The organism is Granulicella paludicola (assembly GCF_025685545.1).
Taxonomy (GTDB): Bacteria; Acidobacteriota; Terriglobia; order Terriglobales; family Acidobacteriaceae; genus Granulicella; species Granulicella paludicola.
This window is the reverse complement of record NZ_JAGSYC010000024.1, coordinates 482,577-501,341: the sequence shown is the minus strand read 5'-3', so window position 1 is coordinate 501,341 and position 18,765 is coordinate 482,577. Positions and strand designations below refer to the sequence as shown.

Below are 18,765 nucleotides of genomic sequence, written 5' to 3'. Positions count from 1 at the left end.
AGCGAGTCGAAGAATGGAATCAGCAAAGTTGGGATTGGAGCAATCTTGAAAGCTGCCGTCTACGATCCGAAACGCTCCAGCCCTTTCCGGCTGGTCGAGGTCATCGAGGTTCCGCGACCGCAGTTGGTGCCGGGGCATGTACTTCTACGGGTGATGGCTTGTGGGGTTTGTCGGACAGACCTGCATATTACAGAGGGCGATCTGCCGCCGCTTTTGCCGAGCGTAATTCCGGGGCATCAAATCGTCGGAGAGGTCATTGAAGGAGCGAGTGCTCGCATACCGATGGGTACCCGTGTTGGTGTTTCCTGGATGGGAGGGACCGACGGCGACTGCTGGTATTGCCAGGCGAAGATGGAAAATCTCTGCAATCATCCTGTCTTCACGGGCTACTCCTTGAATGGTGGATATGCAGAGTACGTACTTGCTCGTGAAGACTTTGTGTATCCACTGCCCGGCAACTTAGACGACGCCCAAGTCGCTCCTCTGCTATGTGCTGGCATTATCGGTTTCCGGAGCCTCCGTGTTGCTGGCGTTCTTCCAGGAGAGAAGGTGGGACTGTTCGGCTTCGGGAGTTCAGCCGCTCTAGCTATTCGCATCCTCCAGTTTTGGAGGTGTCAGGTGTATGTAGTGACTCGAGGACAGGCCCATCGAGAGATGGCTACATCGCTCGGTGCAAGCTGGGTTGGTGACGAGGATGCTATTCCTCCCGTTGCCCTGGACAGGGCGATCACCTTTGCCCCGAGCGGCAAGGTGGTGGTGAACGCACTGAGCTCTTTGCGTAAGGGCGGAGTTGTGGCTGTCAACGCGATTCACCTGGACCAGATGCCGTCATTCGACTATGACAAATTACTTTGGGGAGAGCGGCAAATTCGAAGCGTGGCGAATATGACGCGAGACGATGCTCGAGACTTTCTAGAGCTTGCTCGGCAATTGCAGTTCCGTCCGGAGGTCACGATCTTCTCTCTGGACAATGCGCATGACGCGCTCCTCGCAGTAAAGAACGAGGACAAATCCGGGTCGATCGTGATCGTGCCCTAGTTTCCTTGGAAACACAACCTGTCCGATGTCAGCGGGGCGGCAAGGCGAATTCGGTGGCCTGCCGACTCTCTTTCTGCCGCCCGAGCAAGCATATCGACCTAGTTAAACAACGGCAGACCTGTGCCGCTTAGCAATCGCTTCAATCTCCGGTTCGGTCAATGCGGAGAGATCTGCATTTTCCGTCGCGATGACGTGGCTCGAAATATCGTGGTGGCTCTTTTTCAAATACTCAAACAGGTGGTCAGCCGCATTGCTCTTGCCAGTGCCATGTCCTATGAGAACGATCTCGTCTGCCGGAAGCAGATCCTGTGCAACCTCTTCGTAAAACGACTTCTCTTCCGGCACACGCTCACCCTGATAGTGAGCTTCTTTTTTATGGATGAGGTGATGGTGAAAGCCGAATGGGTCGTAGGGATGCACGGAGTGTTCTGATTCCGGAACCTTTTCGTTGAGGTCCTGGTAGACGCGAGCGACGTGATGATCAATGACAACGATCATGCGGCAGGGCTGCGACGCCGTCTCCGCAGCCACCTCCGGTCCAGCCTCGCGAAGAAACTTTCTCAGGCGGGCGACTTCTTCCACGCCAAGGTCGTGGGTATGCGGGTGCTTGAAGAAAGCTCGCTGCGTTCCCACGGTAAATACGAACTCATCACTACCGTGCGGCTCCACTTGGCCGAGCCTACCGATGAGATCAAGGGTGTCAGACCAACTGAGGTTGCGGGGCAGCTTTCCCTTGAGCAGGCTTGCATGGAGCAGGTCCAGATCATGGCGAACATGTGTACTCATCCTTTGAGGATGTCATCTACGAATCGACAAAACTGTATCGGTTTGCTCACTTAGCGGCGGCGCTTCAGCTGATGTTGAGATGTCTTCAGGTATCTGCGCTCCGCGCATGCCCCAGACTTTCCGCGCTATCGCAATCTTGACGTTCGCGGAGTAAGAAGAAGCTTCTTCAGCCCACTCAGCGGACAGGACATATCCTCCGTGCTGCACCCCGGGATAAAGACGGGAACTCGCTGCGGCGGATTATTCAGCGACAGTCTCTCCCCGTTCCGCATCTGGTCGAGCGTTTGTGCTGTATAGAAGAGTCGCACGTAGCTCCGATGCGTAGCGCGTGCCTGCCAAAGCTCGAAGACGAGAGCTCCTCCAGGCGGGGTGTCGTCGCGTCGACCGTCGATGATCCATGTGAGATTGAGGGTGCCCGCTATGTTTTCGATGTTCGTATCATGACCGACAAGAAATAAAGCGTGGTCGGTTGGCTTACCTTTGGCACCCCGGATCGCCCTGCCACTGGCCGCTTGCTCCAGGGATAGACCAATCAAATCAAGCAGGTTCGATGCTTGCGCATGGGCTGTCACGGCAGTGCGCTGTGTAAAGTCGACGGCTGCTGCATGGATCTGCAAAAGCGATTCGAGTTCGGGTTTGTGAACGCATCCCCAGCCTACGTCCGAATCATTCATTCCTTCTGTATATTCGAGCAGCAGGTTTTCGGAGAGCGTCGATGATGTGTACAGCGGTCCCCTCAAGTCAGCAAGATGATCGCCAGAGCCCGTCGTCAAGGTTGCAGGAATATCGAACAGCGAAGTACGAGATGGTTTCCCAGGCGATGCAGTGCCGCAGGTTTCGAGAATGTGGTCGAGATAGCCGATCTGCTGCCGATACGCTTCGGTAATGTTGGCGGGATCATTGCCAATACGACCGGCGATGGCTGCTACAGCAAGCGAGGCTTCAGAGTTCGCCGATCCTTCGGGATGCGTATGAAAGACTGGATCGTTGGTGCCCTCCGGCAGAGCCATCACTTGCACGCCACAGCCCGGCATCAGACCTTCAGCCAGCGCTTTGCCTGTTTCACGAGTGCGCTGATCCGAGTCCGCATAGATGGTGATGTTTCCTGCATCGCTGCAACCTTCAGCTTTCAAGATCCCTTGCGAGGCAAATTGTGCGCGGTCGAATGCCCCGAAGATCTGCATGAGCTGGAAGCCGTGCGGGGTGAGATAGCCCGGCTCCACCGGCCACTTAGGCCACTCACCAGTCGAGTAGCGATCATACTGCGGAGCTTTCCCGGTGGGCGAACGGACTCCGTGGCGGCTGAGCACCAGCACATAACGAAGTTCCGAATCCTGTTGAGCCTTCACGTGCCGGTCTGTTGTTGCTGCTTGTGCAGAGGCAAGCAGCGAAAAAGGCAGCAGGCAAGCAAGCGATAAGAACCTGAGTGTCATGAGTATCTCGGATGTTGAGGTTGGGAGAGCGCAGACCAAAGGTTGACTCCAGTCTGCGCGGTATTGAAACGCGGTAAACCTTAGTGCGTGCCGAGCGTGTACCGCACTCCGCCGGTGTAGGTCGGCTTGTAGTACTCACGCTGATTCACAAAGTTGGCGTTGCCCTGGTAATAGCCGAAGACCTCATTATTGAGGTTGAGACCAGAGACCACCGCGGTGAACCCTTTATAGAAGCGATAGCTCGCCTGCGCATCCACTTGGAAGTGCGTGAGTGTGAACACATCGCCCGACGGCCCCTTCGTACCGAGTCCGCTGGGGTCTGCTCCGCTTACGTAGCTGGGTGAGACATAGTTGTAGGTAAAAAGACTCGCCTGGTCGTATGCCAAACCTACGCGCGCCGAGAAGCGCTTGGTGTCATAGGTTGGATTGATCTTCCAGGTATTCGGCGACTGGTCGATCGTTGTGGGGTGGTCGTTACGCAACGGCAGACCCTTTTCGCGCGACGCCGTGTAGCTGTAGTTTGCTTGCAGGCCAAGACCCTTGAGGATACCCGGCAGGTAGTTGAAGTGTTGTTGGAAGCTGAGCTCCAGACCATAGATATACGCATTCTGACCATTTGTGTACTGGGTGATCGCATCGCCCGGATACTGCGCGAGTACCGACTGCACCGAGGTCGGAAAGTAGTTTGCTGGAAAGTTTGCGAGGTTCAGGCCGCTTGGCAAAGTCGTCACCACCTGCGGCGCCTGGAGTTGTTTGAAGAAGAAGCCCGCCTGCACCAGACCGAGAGGTTGCAGGTAGTCCTCGTACAACACGTCGTAGTTGTTGGCATGTTCGGGACGAAGGCTCGGATTACCGATGCTCACAGCGATGGGGCTCGCAGTCGAGTCTTCCGTGACATAGGGTACAAGCTGATACGGATCAGGCCGAGCAACACCGCGTGAGACGACGCCGCGCAAAGCCGAGTTCGTGGTGAGGGAGTAGCGCGCTTCAACGCTTGGCAGCACATCGACGTAAGACGGGTTGTTGTTCGTACCAACTGCGGTGTAGCAGCTCGTTCCCACGGCTGGAGCATTGGGAGAGGAAGCACACGGCGCTCCGGCCTTGCCGCTCGTTCCGTAGAACGTGAGGTTATAACCGAAGGTCATCGTGCGAGTGCTCTCGATGCGGATGCCTGTATTGATATGGAGCTTGCCGAGGTCAACGGTGTTCATAAGATAGCCCGCAGTGATCTGCTCTACCGTATGAAAGAGATTCGGGTAACGATCGGCGACGGTCTTCTGCGCATCGACGTAACCTGTGTAGTTGTTCAACGTATAGGCCTGCGCGGAGCTAAAATTCGACACCTTGCCGTACTGGCCGCCGAAGTACGTGCCATTGAAGTAATCCGTATTGTTGAACGTATCCAGCAACGCACTCATCAAAGGGGCCGAGGCCGTTGGGAAGCCGTCATAGACGGTCTCAGTCGAATCCTGGCTTTGGTGCGCGTTTGAGAACTTGAGTCCAGCCTCGAAGGTGCCGAAGTGACCCCACCAGCTGTAGTTCTTGGCGTAGGAGGTCTGCGCTGTGAGATTGAGTTGCGCATTCTGTCCCGTCGAGATCGTAATGTCCTTGAACTGCCAGTTGGATGCATTCAGCAACGGAGACGTGTTGCTGTTATCGCAATTCCCAAAGTGTGGGTGATACAGGTCGGTCTGTTGTGCAGGAATATAGTTGCAATAATTCGTGGCGCCCACCCAGGAAAAGTCAGCCTTGGGATTGCCAGCCGAGTCCTTTTCATAAGAGCGCGAAGCTGAGACTTGGTATGTGAAGAGAGAGTCCTTATGTACAGTGCGACCGCCGAGGATGATCGTGCCCACCGAAGCATTCGGGCGCTTGCTCGAGGTGTAGAACTTTGGCGCGGAACCCTTCGAAGTGGCAGTGGGGTAGACCGTATTCGAAGCTGTGCCGGTAAGCGCTGCAGAGACCGGTTCGTAGTACCACTTGTCGCCATAGTCCTTCAGATCCGAGTAGAAGCCGTGCGCATAAAATCCAGTGCTGTCGCTTAGGCGATAGTCAGCGCTTCCATCGAATCCATAGCGTGTACGGTAGTAGCGATACTCGCGGATGGTGTTGTTGTCGTAGAACGGAGTCGCATACGTTGACAGCGGATCGAGCGCGGGCTGAATGTTATCGATACCGCGGCCGTTGTAGTCGAACACCGCGTTGCCGAGCAAGCCAAAGCGTTTGCTTGCACCGAAGCGCTTGCCGCTGGTGCCGCCGAAGTCATATGAGCCGCGGCCATTCATAATATTGGTATGCCCGCCGTCGCCGTAGAGGTCGAGCGTTGGGCGGTCGCTGGCTTCCTTGCTCTTGAGGTTGACACTTGCACCGATGCCGTTTCCGTCCATGTTCGCGAGCAGCGTCTTGTTCATCTGAATCGAGTCGACCATGCCGGAAGGGATGATATCTAGGCGGACCTGGCGAACGGTAGGCTCAGGCGCTGGGATCGTGATGCCGTCGACTGTCACGTTCGTCAGGCGCGGTTCGGTTCCGCGCACCTGAATGTACACACCCTCACCTTCGATGCGATAGAGTGTGACCGACGGGAAGCGGCCGATAGCATCGGCGACGTTGGCATTCGGCAGACTCGTGATGACCTCGGACGGCATGACTTGCATGATGTTGTCGGCCGTGCGCGTTTCGTTAATAGACTCGGCTTCGCCATGAGCGCGCGAGGCGGTGACGAGAATCTCCTGGCTGGCGTTCGCGACCTTTAAGGTCAAATCCAGATTCACCGTCTGTCCCGAGAGGACCGTGACGTCCGAGGTCAGCGGTGCGAAACCCACGTAAGAGACGGTAAGCGTGTACATACCAGCCGGAACGTTCGTCATGCGGTACATGCCATGATCGTCCGAAACCACAGTAAGAGGCACGGGGGCGAGCTTTAGCTGTGCGCCGGGTACAGCAGCGCCGCCAGCATCCAGGACGTTGCCCTGGATGGTGGCCCTCGCGTCGGCTGCCTGCGCGAGAACACGTGATGTTGTAACCAATGCAAGGAAGCCAACAAAGAAAGTCAGGGCAATATGCCGGCGAGTCCAATGGCGAAGATGGATGAACACAATACTCTCCTGCGTCCGGCGCGCTCCTGCAGAGCAACAATGGCAAGGGTAAGGCGCGGGACAAGATGGAGTGTGGCAGCTGAATCTAAGCACAACCTAAGGAAGTGACTAAGCTCAAACCCATTTCATCGAATATTGATCTTGCCTACATAGGCTTAGAGATCAAATGCGCATTTTGATCGCAGAAGACAAGCGCAGCCTAGCAAACCACATGGGGCGCGCGCTCGAAAACGAAGGGCATACAGTGTCGGTTGCCTATGATGGCGATCAGGCATTGCGACTCGGTCGAACAGCCGTCTACGATTTGATGCTGCTGGACGTGATGCTCCCGAAGATGGACGGCTTCACGGTGATCCGCTCTCTTCGCGAAGAGCGGCTGCGCACTCAGACGATCCTCGTCTCTGCACGGGACTCCATGGAAGACATCATCTACGGACTCGACGCGGGTGCGGACGACTACCTCACAAAGCCATTCGTGCTGGATGTGCTGCTCGCCAAGGTACGGGCAACGGAGCGGCGAATCCCTCACGTCGAGCCTCAGACCGTGCAGTTCGAGGATCTGACACTGCGGACGCATCTGTGCGAGCTGCAGCGGGGCGAGCGGATCGAAGCGCTCACCCGCACGGAATGTGCTCTGCTCGATGTGCTGATTCGACGCGCCGGAACGATCGTGCCCCACGATGTCCTGATCGACGAGGGTTGGGGGCCGGGCGCAGATGTGAGTTTCGACAGCCTCTACGTGTTCATCCGTGCGCTGCGGGCCAAGATCAGCATTCCCTCGGAGGGTTCCCTGCTACATACCGTCCGAGGCGTGGGATATACGCTGCGCAGCGAGCAACCCTGAAGATGCTTATGCTACAGAATCGTGCGTCCATCTCGCTTCGCCTTACGCTATGGTTCGGCAGCGTATTTTTTGCGGGTTTTATCCTCTTCGGCATCAGCATGTGGGCAAACCTGCGCTCCACGTTGACGAGTGAACGCCGTCAGACATTAGTCCGACGCTTAGACCGACTCGAAGAGGTACTCACGCGCGACCAGGCAGCTGCCCCCTCTGACCGCGACCAGGATTTTGCGGACTTCGCACACGCGACAGGCAACGGTCTGATGGAAGCCTTCCACAGGGACGGAACACAAGCGTTCTCTTCCCCCTCGGCAGCAGCGCAGAGTTTTTGTTGGCCTCGAGTCACGCAAGATTCTTTGGCCTCGTTTGTGTCTGTTTCATCAGCAGGGCAAAGCTTCTGGGTCTTAGCAAAGCCATTTGACTTGAATGACCAACACTACATACTGATGGCGGCCGCACCGGATGCCGGCAACGTGCTCGTCATGAACAGCTTCCTTTGGGGCTTACTCGCCGCATGCCCTCTGCTGCTGCTGATTTCATCAGGAAGCGGCTATTGGGTGAGCCGTCGCGCTCTCAAGCCCGTCGGGGCCATTGCTGAGACCGCGCGCTCTATCAGCATCGGCAACATCTCTGAGCGCATTCCTGTCTCCCCCACAGGCGATGAACTTCAGCGCCTCGCCGAGACATGCAATGCCATGCTGGACCGGCTCGAATCTTCAGTAAATCAAATCAAACGCTTCACCGCGGATGCATCGCATGAACTCCGCGGCCCTCTCTCCTTCACGCGCACCGTGGCCGAAATCGCACTTCGCAATCCCAGAACCGATCCAGAGAGCCGTCAGGCTCTGGAGGATATAGTCGAAGAGGTGGCCAAGGCGACAGTGCTGCTCGAAGACATGCTCTCACTCGCGCGCGCGGACTCCCTGCCACAGACTCTGACTCGCGTGCCCGTGAGCCTTACCGCCCTCGCCGAAGAGGTTTGCGACATGGCACGCCCACTCGTAGCTGAGAGCGGTCTCACGCTATTCAATCACGCTCAGCAGCTAGAAGACATCGTCCTGGGAGACGCCGCCTACCTGAAACGCCTCCTATGGATCCTGATAGATAACGCGATCAAATACTCCAAGCCAAAAGGCATGATCGACATAACCCTGCACCTCGTGGATGGTCAGCTGGCCCTGGCGGTCTGCGATGACGGGATTGGCATATCCGAAGCAGAAGTTCCCTTTATCTTCAATCGTTTTTATCGGGCAGATCCGTCACGTTGCGTTGTGGAGGGAAGCGGACTCGGTCTGGCAATTGCCAAGTGGATCGCGAACGCACACGAAGCTCAAATCTCTGTCAGGAGCGCAGTGGCACGAGGCACTTCCCTCACGGTGCATTTCCCGCGGAGCACTCAAAACACTAGCCCGCGGCCGTTGGTCGGTTAGGGAGAGCGTATTCCAGTCTGCAAAAAATGCGACTGCGGCACCTCATAGTTGTCAGGTCACGAAGGTCACTTGAGCCATCATGACGTGGCGTATTACGAGATACGCGCAACGTCACGGGCAGCCTTCAGTTGCCCATTCGGGTGGTCGGTAACATCCTGGCTTTCAGGAAGAATTGGCGCCATTGCCAAATCATCCATCGCCTGCGCAGCGGGAGTATGCAAACAAGAGGCCCCAAAAAGACGATGAGCCATAGTGACCTGCTGATTGGCAGCCATTCATGAAAAGGTCTAAATATGCACGGACGATCATCGCGAGGCCCAGCGTGAAAACAGAAGCGAAGAAGACGGTGAATGATCAAGTACTGAGCACAGAGAGTGGTCCACTACTAGCTTTGATCCGGAGACGACATTCAAGTAGAGGCATGTTCAATCCTGAGCGAAGAATTTCGGGCGCGAACCTGGCAAAGGTACTTGAAGCTGCTCGATGGGCTCCAACACCTAATAACATGCAGAACTTCGAGATTATTGTCGTTGACGACGCAATAACGCTGGCCTCGATCGAGCAGCTCCCAGCTGAAATGTCTGAGGCTTATCTCAAAGAAAACTATGCCCTGCTATCGACGAGCGAAGCGGAGTTGCGCGAGAGAAAGATCGGAACCATGGCCTCCCTTTATCCTCGCGCCTGGGTTGATCCGGAGGCCTGGAATCCTGAGTCTGAGTATCGGTCGCAGCTGACTTATTTAGGCAAATCATTCCTGCAACCTAGTCTCTTGCTCATTGTGCTATACGATGCCGGAACACGCGCACCTGGTTCGGAGGGCGACACCCTCGGTCTCATGGGGCTCGGATGCGTGATGGAGAATATGTGGCTGATGGCGGAGTCACTTGCTCTCGGTATGCATGTATTGACCGTATTTAGCGATAGCCGCGTAGAGGTTGAGGTGGCACGAATCCTGAAGATTGCGCCGCCGATGAAGATTGCGTTTGCCTGCGGCCTGGGCTACCCCGTAGAGCCTGCAGTCGAAGGTGTTCGCGTCAGACGGGATCTGAGAGATTTCGTTCATCACAACATGTTCGGTGGAAAAGATCTGGGTTGGATTGGCGAGTTAGAGGAAGTTCCTAAAGATAGACGTCAAGCCAAATCACTGACGGTGGAGTAACTATCGAAATGAAGGTTGCTGGATCCAGGTGCGAGCACGATAGAGCAAGACAACTCAGCTTGATATCGGAAGCGTGCCCACAATCTATCCAGAATGATATTGAACGCACGGCCAAAGTGAAGACGGCTGGGACAGAGACGCTCTACCCAAGTCGTTATGATTTCGAAATGAGGAACTGCAGATGAGTGAACCCTTCTCTGAAAAAGCTTCAGCGCTTCGAATGAGCGCAAATGCGCTTTTGGTGTCAAAGCCTAAGAGGAAGCAGATGAACGCAGCGGTCGTTGAGGCATTTGGAAAGCCACTTGTCTTGCGGGAGTGGGAAATACCTACAGCTGGGGCTGGGCAGATTGTCGTCAAGACGGAAGCCTGCGGAGTCTGCCATACAGACCTTCACGCCGCGAATGGTGACTGGCCATTGAAACCTAGGCCTCCGTTCATTCCGGGTCATGAGGCGGTCGGTATTATTTGCGAGGTCGGTCCTGGAGTCACACTCGTCAAGGAAGGCGATCGCGTAGGCGTTCCCTGGCTCTATTCGGCTTGCGGGCACTGTGAGTACTGCCTCAGCGCATGGGAGACTGTCTGCCCAGAAGCACGCTTCGGGGGATACTCCGTCAACGGTGGTTTCGCAGAATACATCCTTGCCGACCCGAACTATGTCGCCCACATTCCCAAAGGGCTCTCGCCAACGCAAGTTGCACCGCTCATCTGTGCCGGCATCACCACCTACAAGGGCATAAAGGAGACACAAGCGAAGCCCGGGCAGTGGATCGCAATATCCGGTTGTGGCGGTCTCGGTCACCTTGCCATCCAATATGCGAAGGCGATGGGTTTGCTGGTGTGTGCGGTGGACATCGATGATCAAAAACTGGCACTAGCAAAAACACTTGGTGCAGACCTGGTTTTCAATGCGAAGGAAAGCGATCCGGCTATCGAATTAAAGAGGGAGACTGGCGGCGGAGCGCATGGCGTGTTAATTACTGCACCTTCGCTAATCGCATTTAAGCAAGGGATTGGGATGACGCGCAGACGCGGCACTTGTGCGCTCGTGGGGCTGCCGCCAGGAGACTTCCCCGTGCCGCTATTCGATGTCGTCGCGAACTGCATCACGATTCGCGGATCTTTTGTTGGGACTCGCGCGGACATGGCTGAAGCGCTAGACTTTGCCGCGAAAGGCAAGGTCAAAGCGGATATTGAACTCCAACCGCTGTCCGAGATCAACAATATCTTCAAGCGTCTCGAGCATGGGGATGTAGCTGCGCGGGTTGTGCTTACCTTCGACTAATTCATACCGAGATCGGTCAGCACTTTGGGGTGCGCTTCGTTTGATACCACCAGGTTGTGGCAAATGGAGCAGTCGTTCGTGATCGTCTTCCCAGCCGTACTCGTGTGGTTTCCGTCATGACAACGAAAACAGCCGAGCGAATCGGTGTGACCAATGTTATTGGGATGCGTACCCCAGCGAACATTCATCGCGGGGAACACATTGCTCATATAGATCTTGACGAGAGTATCGGCCGAAGTTTGAACGGCCGGTCGCTGCTGATTCCAAACGGACGGATACTGTGAGCGATAGAAAGTGACGAGGCTGGAGGCGATACGCGCCTTCGCTTCGCTTTGGGATACATATTTTCCATTCAAGAGGAGTAGCCCTTCTTTGTGAAGGAATGGCAAAGATGAGCTTGGACTTCCCTGCGCCATCATCTTGTTGAGAGCGCCTTCAGCTGTATCGAAGGAGTGGGCCGCGCGATTGTGACAGCCAATGCAATCCATGAGCCGCGGGCTCGCGGTGTTAGGTGTTGGTGCGCCAGCAACGACAAATTCCGTCGTGGACCCGTCAGAATTGGTCTTGCGGACCCACGGGATATTCTGATCTTCATTATCCGTGGAGACGTATTCGATCTTGCCCAGATGGGCGCCGTGGATGCCGCTGAGATGACCCAGCGCATCTTTTCCACCAACGTGGAGGACGGTCACGCTGGAGGTCTGAGTATTTACCGCGTCATCGGCAAAAGACTGGGTCACAACAAGTTTGTCTCCCAACTCTGCATTCGCATTGTGGCAGTTGAGACATGTTGAGCTCGCCACAGGCACTTTGTGGTTCGCCATGATCGGCCTGGGGTAGTGATCCACCAGGACCATGAAAAGCTGCTTGGTGCCGTTGACCTTGGCGTGAATATAGCCAGCGGTTCCTGGCGCAACATGACACTCAGTGCAGGCGACACCTGCATGCGATGAGACGTGGTACGCGGCATTTTCTGGTGCCATGACGTGGCAGGTGTTCCCGCAGAACGACACCGTGTCCATGTAGGCGACGCCACGATAGCAACAGATACCGACGATGATGAAGTTGATAAAGGTCGCGGCTACGGCGATGTCGAGTCCGTGCCTGAAGACAGGATCATGAATGCTGACTTCGGGGAAAAATGAAGGAACCTGATCTGTAGAAAGAAGGAAACTCCGCCTTAGAAGAATCCCAACAAGAATCAGGATCAGGCCCAGAATGAATACTCCTGGGAGGAGAAGATCGAAGAGTATTCCCAGGTATGGATTCGATGATCCGCCATGGCCAAAGACAGCCACCACCCAGAAGCCGACCAGCACCATTGCGGAGGCGGTTGTAATACCCCCACCGATCAGGCTCAGCCAGTTGTTTCCGTAGAAGAAGAAGGGACGGAGCCAGCTCTCGCGGAACGATCCTGCACTCGGCATCGAACCTCACCTATTTTTGCAGTGTATGTATGTATGCGATAGCCCCGGCGATCTGGGGTGCGGTCAGCTGACTCTTATAAGCCGGCATCTTGCCTTTGCCGTTGGTGGTAGCTGCGATGAGATCTGCGTCGGATGCCCGAAGGATTGCGGGGGAGCTAAAGGGGATAGCCGCCATCGACTTGCCCGCCGGGGTGTTACCTGAGCCATCGGCGGCATGACACATCATGCATTTTGCCTTGTAGGTGGCGGCTCCGGCCTGAGAGTGTGCGGGCGTTGCGATAAAAGCGAATGCGCTGAGCATCACTGCTATTGCGAATTGACGAATCACGGGAAGCTCCTTCGAGAGAGTTTGCATGGCAGATATGACTGCTGGTTAGAACTCATCCCTTTCGGAGTATGGTCGAGCTCGGTTTACCAGACTGTGTAATATTGCACACTGTCTACCGTGTTGCGAGAGATCCGGAGAGTGAGCAATAGGACACAGTTGAGTTGTAGAGCGTCGGGGTAGCCTAGAGCCTCATGCACGAGAAAAGGCGGCGAAATGCTCGGTGCTCTGGTGCAATCTGCGGCAAAGCTTGAGACGATAGATGAACGTCTGAAGCAGTGCCGTATCAGCCGCAGGTCGTTTCTTGTCTTTTGTACGAGTCTGATGGTCGCCGCGCCCTACGGCCTGGCGCTAACCGACAAAGCGAGCCCCGAGGCTGTCGCTGCAGTATTAGGGAAGGTTGTTCGACCACCCGTCATCTGGCTACATTTCCAAGACTGCACGGGCTGCACGGAGTCTCTATTGCAGACGTCACATCCGGGCTTCGCCGATTTGATCCTCAACGTCATCTCACTCGAATACCACGAAACACTGATGGCGGGCTCAGGTCTGCAGGCTAAGCAAGCACTCGACGAGGCCATGCAAAAGTACGCGGGCAAATACATCGTTGTGGTCGAAGGTTCGATTCCGACGGGCGCTCATGGAACATACATGAAGACCGGCGGACGTACTGCGATGGAGGTGCTTGCCGATGTCGGGTCCAAAGCCGCAGCCATCATCGCAATCGGCTCCTGTGCATCCTGGGGTGGTATACCTTCCGCAGATCCGGATCCTACCGGCGCGGTCGGGGTTGCCGATCTATTGCCGGATCACTCAATCATCAATATTCCCGGATGCCCGCCAAATCCTTACACCATGCTGGGCGTGATCCTGCAATACGCTGCAGATGGGACGTTCCCTGAGACGGACGAGCAGCGACGACCGAAGTTCGCATTCGATCGCGACATACACGAGCACTGTCCTCGCCGAGCTCACTTCGACGCCGGCAATTTTGTGAAGGTCTATGGAGACGATGGGCATCGCGAAGGCTGGTGTCTTTATGAGATGGGCTGCAAGGGACCCGACACACACGCAGGCTGCTCAACTCGCCACTTCAATGAGATCCCGGATGTTTGGCCGATTGGGATTGGGGCTCCCTGCATCGGATGCACGGAGAAGGCGATTGCGTTCAAGGTTCCGATGTTTCAGGTGGTGCAACTTCACACCATTGCGGCTCCGCCGACTAGCTTCGCTCCGATCACGACAACTCGAGGAACGGTAAGCCCGCTCGCAACTGGCCTGGTTGGCCTTGGCGTCGGTGCCCTCGTCACAGGCGGGTACGTTGCCTCACGGCAGTTTTCGAAGAGACAAGACGATGACAACGCGCCGGGACGACATACCGACAAGGACCTGGGCGCGTGAATATTCTCACAGTTCCCATTACGCGACGCCAAGCATTCAAGGCCATGCTCGGGATTGGCGGAAGTGTCGCAAGTGCGGTCTTGCCGATGTCTGCAGAGGCTTCCGTTGAAGAGCATCCTGAATTTCCTGTTGCCTCCCCGGATGCCGTCGCCATGCTCTATGACAGTACAATCTGTACCGGCTGCAAGGCCTGTATGCCGGCATGTAATGAAGCAAACAATTTGCCAGCGGATACGCAGCTCTCTGGCGGAATCTGGGACATGCCGACAGGTCTCAATGCGCAGACTAAGAACATCATCGAGCTCTACCAGGATCCGAAGTCGGATGAATTTGCGTTCGTCAAGAAGCAATGCATGCATTGCCTTGATCCGGCCTGTGTGACGGGCTGCCCTTTTGGTTCGCTCAAGAAGGTTGACTTCGGCGCAGTCACCTGGAACAGCTCTCTCTGCATCGGTTGCCGCTACTGTGAGGTTGCGTGTCCGTTCGAAGTACCTCAATTCGAGTGGAAAGCGTTAAACCCGAAGATCGTGAAATGCGAGTTCTGCTATGACCAGCGCCTTAAGGAAGATCTGCAACCAGCCTGCACCGCTGCTTGTCCAACCGGCGCAGTCATCTTCGGCAAGCGCGACGTCCTGCTGGTTCAGGCGAAGGACCGCATAGCTGCAACGCCTGACAAATATTACGAAAATCGTGTTTACGGTGAGCACGAGGCCGGTGGCACCCAGGTGCTTTATCTCTCAAGTGTGTCGTTCCAGAAGATAGGCTTGCCGAAACTTGGCAATGCGTCCTTAGGACATTACGCAACCAAGGTAACGTCAGTCATCTACAAGTGGCTCGGAGGGCCGATCCTGATGGCTGGGGTCCTTGGCTTTGCGATCCGACGCAATTGGCGGCGGCACGAGTTGGAACGCCTGGATCACGAGAAGAAGACAGGATTTCCGGATCAGCTATGAGCTTCCCTTCGATTCCAAACCCAGTCGAGACTACGACTCCCGCAAGTTCGGATGAGCGAGGAGCCACGCTCATCAACCACTGGCAATCCGGTGTACCTGTCACAGTTGGACCAGTGCTGACACCTCTTCTGGTGCTCTTGATGATGCTGGCTTCGCTCGGTCTAGTGCTTGCCGGTATGCGGCTGGTGTCACCGCTTGGACCTTTCTCCGCGATGAACTCTGTCTATGCCTGGGGGATTTGGAAGACATTTAATGTGATGACGCTCACCGCGCTTGGCTCTGGGCCTCTGGCACTCGGAATGGCAGCGTGGGTTTTCAACCGACAGAAACTGCATGTCGTCATGCGCACGGCGCTCGTTTCTGGCTTCCTCTTCTATGCAACGGGTCTCATCGCTCTGGGTTTCGATGTAGGCCGCCCCTGGAACTTCTATAGTGCGCTGATGCCCTGGCGGTGGAACAGCGAGTCGGCCATGCTCGAAATATCCATCTGCATGCCGCTCTATTGTGCTCTCTTTCTCTCGTTCGAGATTTTGCCGCTTTTCCTCGAACGGCTCTATTACACGGGAAACGAAAAGGCCCGGGCGTTCCTGCGCCACATTTCGCCGCGCATACGCAAGGCTTATCCCTTTGTGATTATTGGAGCGTATGTCATCCCTCTTATGCATCAGTCTTCGCTTGGAGGTCTTTTGCTCCTAGCTGGGGATAAGATCGACCCACTCTGGCAGTCACCCGCCATGCCGTGGCTGTACCTGATAGCCGCTGCTCTTTGCGGCTTTGCTTTCACCCTCTTCTTGCTGCTCATTGTTTGCCTGCGGTACTCGCGCAAGTTGGACGGGGATGTGCTGTCAGAGCTCGCGAATCTCCTATCTGGGATGTGCTTTTTCTTTTTGTTGGTGCGTGCGGTTGACCTCACCTTGCGAGGCCAGCTTCATGCGGCTTTTGCCTTCAACAAGATGAGCATTCTCTTTCTGCTCGAGACTTCACTCATCCTGGTGCCTGCAGTTGTATTCCGTTTCAGGCGAGCTCGCCGGACACCGCGAGTTCTGCTGAATATGTCAGCTCTCGCTTGCCTCGGGGGGATGCTGTATCGCTTTATTCCCACGTCCATCGCCTATGCACCTATGCGCAGTACCAGTTACTTCCCTTCCGTTCCTGAGTTGCTCATGGCAGGCGGATACATCTCGCTAGGGATTGTGGCCTTTGTCTTCGCGATCAACTACTTCGCGGTGCTGCCTGGGGAGTCCAGCACCTGGGACCACAGCTTCCGACCCTTCGGCTGGCACACCGCCACTGCAGCTCCGACAACATCCCTGAGCAAACCGTTAGAAAGAGGAGCTTGATGGCCCGTATTACGATCGACCCCGTTACCCGCATCGAAGGACATCTGCGCGTCGATGTCGAGGTGGAAGGCGGCATAGTAAATAAAGCATGGGCAAGCTGCACCATGTGGCGCGGCCTCGAAACTATCTTGCGAGGACGTGATGCAAGGGAAGGCTGGGTCTTTGCACAGCGATTTTGTGGTGTCTGTACGACGGTTCATGCGGTCGCCTCGGTGCGGGCGGTGGAGGATGCTCTTTCACTCGAAATTCCAACGAACGCTCAATATATTCGCAACCTGATCCTGATAGGCCATGCGCTGCATGATCATATTGTCCACTTCTACCATCTATCTGCACTCGACTTTGTCGACATCCTTCAGATACCCAAGGCTGACCCTGCCAAAGCGGCCTCGATAGCAGAAGGTTCAAGTTCATGGACGGGCAATTCGCGACAGGAACTTGCAGCTGTGCAATCAAAGGTTAAGGGATTGATCGCAAGTGGGCAGTTAGGTATTTTCTCGCATGGCTATTGGGGACACCCAGCGATGAAATTGAGCCCTGAAGTAAATCTAATTCTGTTTTCACATTATCTACAGGCTCTGGACTTTCAGCGCAAGTCCTGCCAAGTGGTCGCAATCCTTGGAGGGAAAACACCGCACATTCAAAATCTTGCTGTTGGTGGCGTTATGAACGCAATCAACTTGAACAGCCTTGCCACTATGAATATGGATCGGCTGGGCATGTTGAAGTCCATTCTCGAGGACCTGATTCCCTTCGTCCAACAGGTCTTTCTAGCCGACACATGCCTTCTCGCAGCCTACTACCCGGAGTATCTGCACCTCGGGCGTGGAGTGGCGAATTATCTTGCCGTGCCCGATCTGCCGCTCGATGCCAAGGCAACCAAGTTTGATCTGCCAGGCGGCGTGATCATGGGCGGCGATCTAAGCCGTGTGAGACCGATCGTCAACTGGCAGGACGCAGAGTTTCGCAAGGCTGTGACCGAAGACTCCACCCATGCCTGGTATCAGGGTGGTGGTCCACTGCAACCGTATAAGGGTGAGCAGACTCCTGACTACACTGATTTCAAAGAAGAAGCGAAATACACCTGGGTTAAGGCGCCGCGCTACAACGGTAGCCCCATGCAGGCGGGCCCGCTTGCAAACGTATTGGTTGGATATGCCTCAGGTCATGCACTCACACGTAGGTGGACCGACACCGCCTTCCAACGCATCGCCGCAGTCAACGGATTGAAAGTGACGCCGAACGATCTGCAGTCGACGATGGGTCGTTATCTTGCACGTTCGATCCGGTCCGCGATGCTCTCAGACTTGGCGTTGAAACATCTGGAGCTCTTGACCACAAACATCCTTGACGGCGACGACACCACTTATAACGCCCCTAACTTCCCTTCTGGCGAGATCATGGGAATGGGTATGCACGAAGCACCGCGGGGCGCACTCTCGCACTGGGTTGTCATCGACAAAGGTGTTTTTACGAACTATCAAGCTGTCGTACCAACTACCTGGAACGCGAGTCCGCGGGACGAGAAGGGCGTGCCCGGTCCCTATGAGACATCTCTCATCGGAAGCCCCGTAGTCGATGCGGAAAAGCCCCTCGAAGTGCTTCGTACTGTTCATTCCTTTGATCCGTGTATGGCCTGCTCCTGTCACACCCTGGACACCAGCGGAAAGGAAATCGCCGAGGTGAAAGTTCAATGAGTCCTCTCTGCGTGATTGGCCTAGGCAATGTTTTTCTTGGCGATGATGGCTTCGGACCTCTCGCCATTGAGACGTTTCGTTGCGAGTATGAATACCCAGCGAGCGTTGAGGTTCTCGACCTTGGAACGCCTGGTCTCGACCTTGCGCCCTACCTCTACGATAAGAAAATCGTCATCGTGGTCGATGCTGTACATTCTGATGCTTCGCCCGGAACCCTCTCCATCTTTCACGAGGAAGACTTCCTCTCCCTCAAGGCGAAGCTTCGCATCACGGGCCACGATCCAGGGCTTTGGGACTCTCTAGCGCACCTTCGACTGGCAGGTCATGCACCCGAAGAATTGATCATCGTCGGAGTAAACCCGATTACGTGTGAGTTTGGTGAACAGGTGAGTTTCTTGATTCAAGATACCGCTTCTCGCGCCGCTGAGATGATTGCGACTTCGCTGGCGGGACATGGGATTCCTTGTCCTCCGCGGGATTCTCCAACCGAGCCAGACTTGTGGTGGTTTCGCATGGGCTGTCTTGAACGTGCGACCGCAATGTAAAGAGATGATC

The 18,765-nt window shown here is 55.6% G+C and carries 15 protein-coding genes; 10 read left to right on the top strand and 5 right to left on the bottom strand.

Annotation, left to right across the window (positions count from 1 at the left end):
* The first annotated feature begins 45 nt into the window (after positions 1–45).
* A complete protein-coding gene (locus OHL14_RS11365) occupies positions 46–1,038 on the top strand; it encodes a zinc-dependent alcohol dehydrogenase family protein (RefSeq protein ID WP_263379461.1) in 993 nt (330 codons plus the stop codon).
* 102 nt (positions 1,039–1,140) lie between these two features.
* Here the strand turns inward: OHL14_RS11365 and OHL14_RS11360 are convergent, their stop codons facing one another.
* The 3 genes from OHL14_RS11360 to OHL14_RS11350 form a co-directional block, all read right to left on the bottom strand.
* Complete coding sequence (locus tag OHL14_RS11360; protein ID WP_263379460.1) at positions 1,141–1,824, bottom strand: hypothetical protein; 684 nt, start codon at positions 1,822–1,824, stop codon at positions 1,141–1,143.
* Between the two features lie 125 nt (positions 1,825–1,949).
* Positions 1,950–3,173, bottom strand: coding sequence for a histidine-type phosphatase (locus OHL14_RS11355; protein WP_263379459.1), 1,224 nt, complete (start codon positions 3,171–3,173; stop codon positions 1,950–1,952).
* Between the two features lie 164 nt (positions 3,174–3,337).
* On the bottom strand, positions 3,338–6,355 hold the full coding sequence (locus OHL14_RS11350; protein WP_263379458.1) for a TonB-dependent receptor: 3,018 nt from the start codon (positions 6,353–6,355) through the stop codon (positions 3,338–3,340).
* A gap of 166 nt (positions 6,356–6,521) precedes the next feature.
* Between OHL14_RS11350 and OHL14_RS11345 the strand changes: the two genes are divergently transcribed.
* The 4 genes from OHL14_RS11345 (at position 6,522) to adhP (ending at position 11,067) form a co-directional block, all read left to right on the top strand.
* Complete coding sequence (locus OHL14_RS11345; protein ID WP_263379457.1) at positions 6,522–7,199, top strand: response regulator transcription factor; 678 nt, start codon at positions 6,522–6,524, stop codon at positions 7,197–7,199.
* Positions 7,200–7,297: 98 nt separating this feature from the next.
* The gene (locus OHL14_RS11340; RefSeq protein ID WP_263379456.1) at positions 7,298–8,626 is read left to right on the top strand and encodes a sensor histidine kinase; all 1,329 of its coding nucleotides are present in this window, start codon (positions 7,298–7,300) and stop codon (positions 8,624–8,626) included.
* A gap of 277 nt (positions 8,627–8,903) precedes the next feature.
* Positions 8,904–9,785 (top strand): nitroreductase family protein, encoded by an 882-nt coding sequence (locus OHL14_RS11335; RefSeq protein WP_263379455.1) that lies wholly within the window; start codon positions 8,904–8,906, stop codon positions 9,783–9,785.
* Positions 9,786–9,966: 181 nt separating this feature from the next.
* Positions 9,967–11,067, top strand: a complete 1,101-nt coding sequence (gene adhP / locus OHL14_RS11330; protein WP_263379454.1) for an alcohol dehydrogenase AdhP — start codon at positions 9,967–9,969, stop codon at positions 11,065–11,067.
* Here adhP and OHL14_RS11325 read toward each other — a convergent pair.
* Together OHL14_RS11325 and OHL14_RS11320 are read right to left on the bottom strand one after the other, a co-directional pair.
* Positions 11,064–12,389, bottom strand: coding sequence for a NapC/NirT family cytochrome c (locus OHL14_RS11325; protein ID WP_263379453.1), 1,326 nt, complete (start codon positions 12,387–12,389; stop codon positions 11,064–11,066). The two genes, adhP and OHL14_RS11325, sit on opposite strands and share 4 nt — an antisense overlap.
* A gap of 115 nt (positions 12,390–12,504) precedes the next feature.
* Positions 12,505–12,822 carry a c-type cytochrome gene (locus tag OHL14_RS11320; protein WP_263379452.1) on the bottom strand — a complete coding sequence of 106 codons (318 nt, stop codon included), beginning with the start codon at positions 12,820–12,822 and terminating at the stop codon, positions 12,505–12,507.
* A 213-nt stretch (positions 12,823–13,035) separates the two neighbouring features.
* Here OHL14_RS11320 and OHL14_RS11315 point away from each other — a divergent pair, with 213 nt between their 5' ends.
* From OHL14_RS11315 to OHL14_RS11295, 5 genes are read left to right on the top strand one after another with little or no spacing between them, the layout of a single operon-like run.
* Positions 13,036–14,220 (top strand): hydrogenase small subunit, encoded by a 1,185-nt coding sequence (locus OHL14_RS11315; protein ID WP_263379451.1) that lies wholly within the window; start codon positions 13,036–13,038, stop codon positions 14,218–14,220.
* On the top strand, positions 14,217–15,173 hold the full coding sequence (hybA, locus tag OHL14_RS11310; protein WP_263379450.1) for a hydrogenase 2 operon protein HybA: 957 nt from the start codon (positions 14,217–14,219) through the stop codon (positions 15,171–15,173). Before OHL14_RS11315 ends, hybA begins: the two co-directional genes overlap by 4 nt.
* A complete protein-coding gene (gene nrfD / locus OHL14_RS11305; RefSeq protein WP_263379449.1) occupies positions 15,170–16,513 on the top strand; it encodes an NrfD/PsrC family molybdoenzyme membrane anchor subunit in 1,344 nt (447 codons plus the stop codon). Before hybA ends, nrfD begins: the two co-directional genes overlap by 4 nt.
* On the top strand, positions 16,513–18,210 hold the full coding sequence (locus OHL14_RS11300; protein ID WP_263379448.1) for a nickel-dependent hydrogenase large subunit: 1,698 nt from the start codon (positions 16,513–16,515) through the stop codon (positions 18,208–18,210). Before nrfD ends, OHL14_RS11300 begins: the two co-directional genes overlap by 1 nt.
* Entirely contained in the window at positions 18,207–18,755 is a 549-nt protein-coding gene (locus tag OHL14_RS11295; RefSeq protein ID WP_263379447.1) for a hydrogenase maturation protease, read from the top strand. The genes OHL14_RS11300 and OHL14_RS11295 overlap by 4 nt, the downstream gene beginning before the upstream one ends.
* Positions 18,756–18,765: the final 10 nt, after the last annotated feature.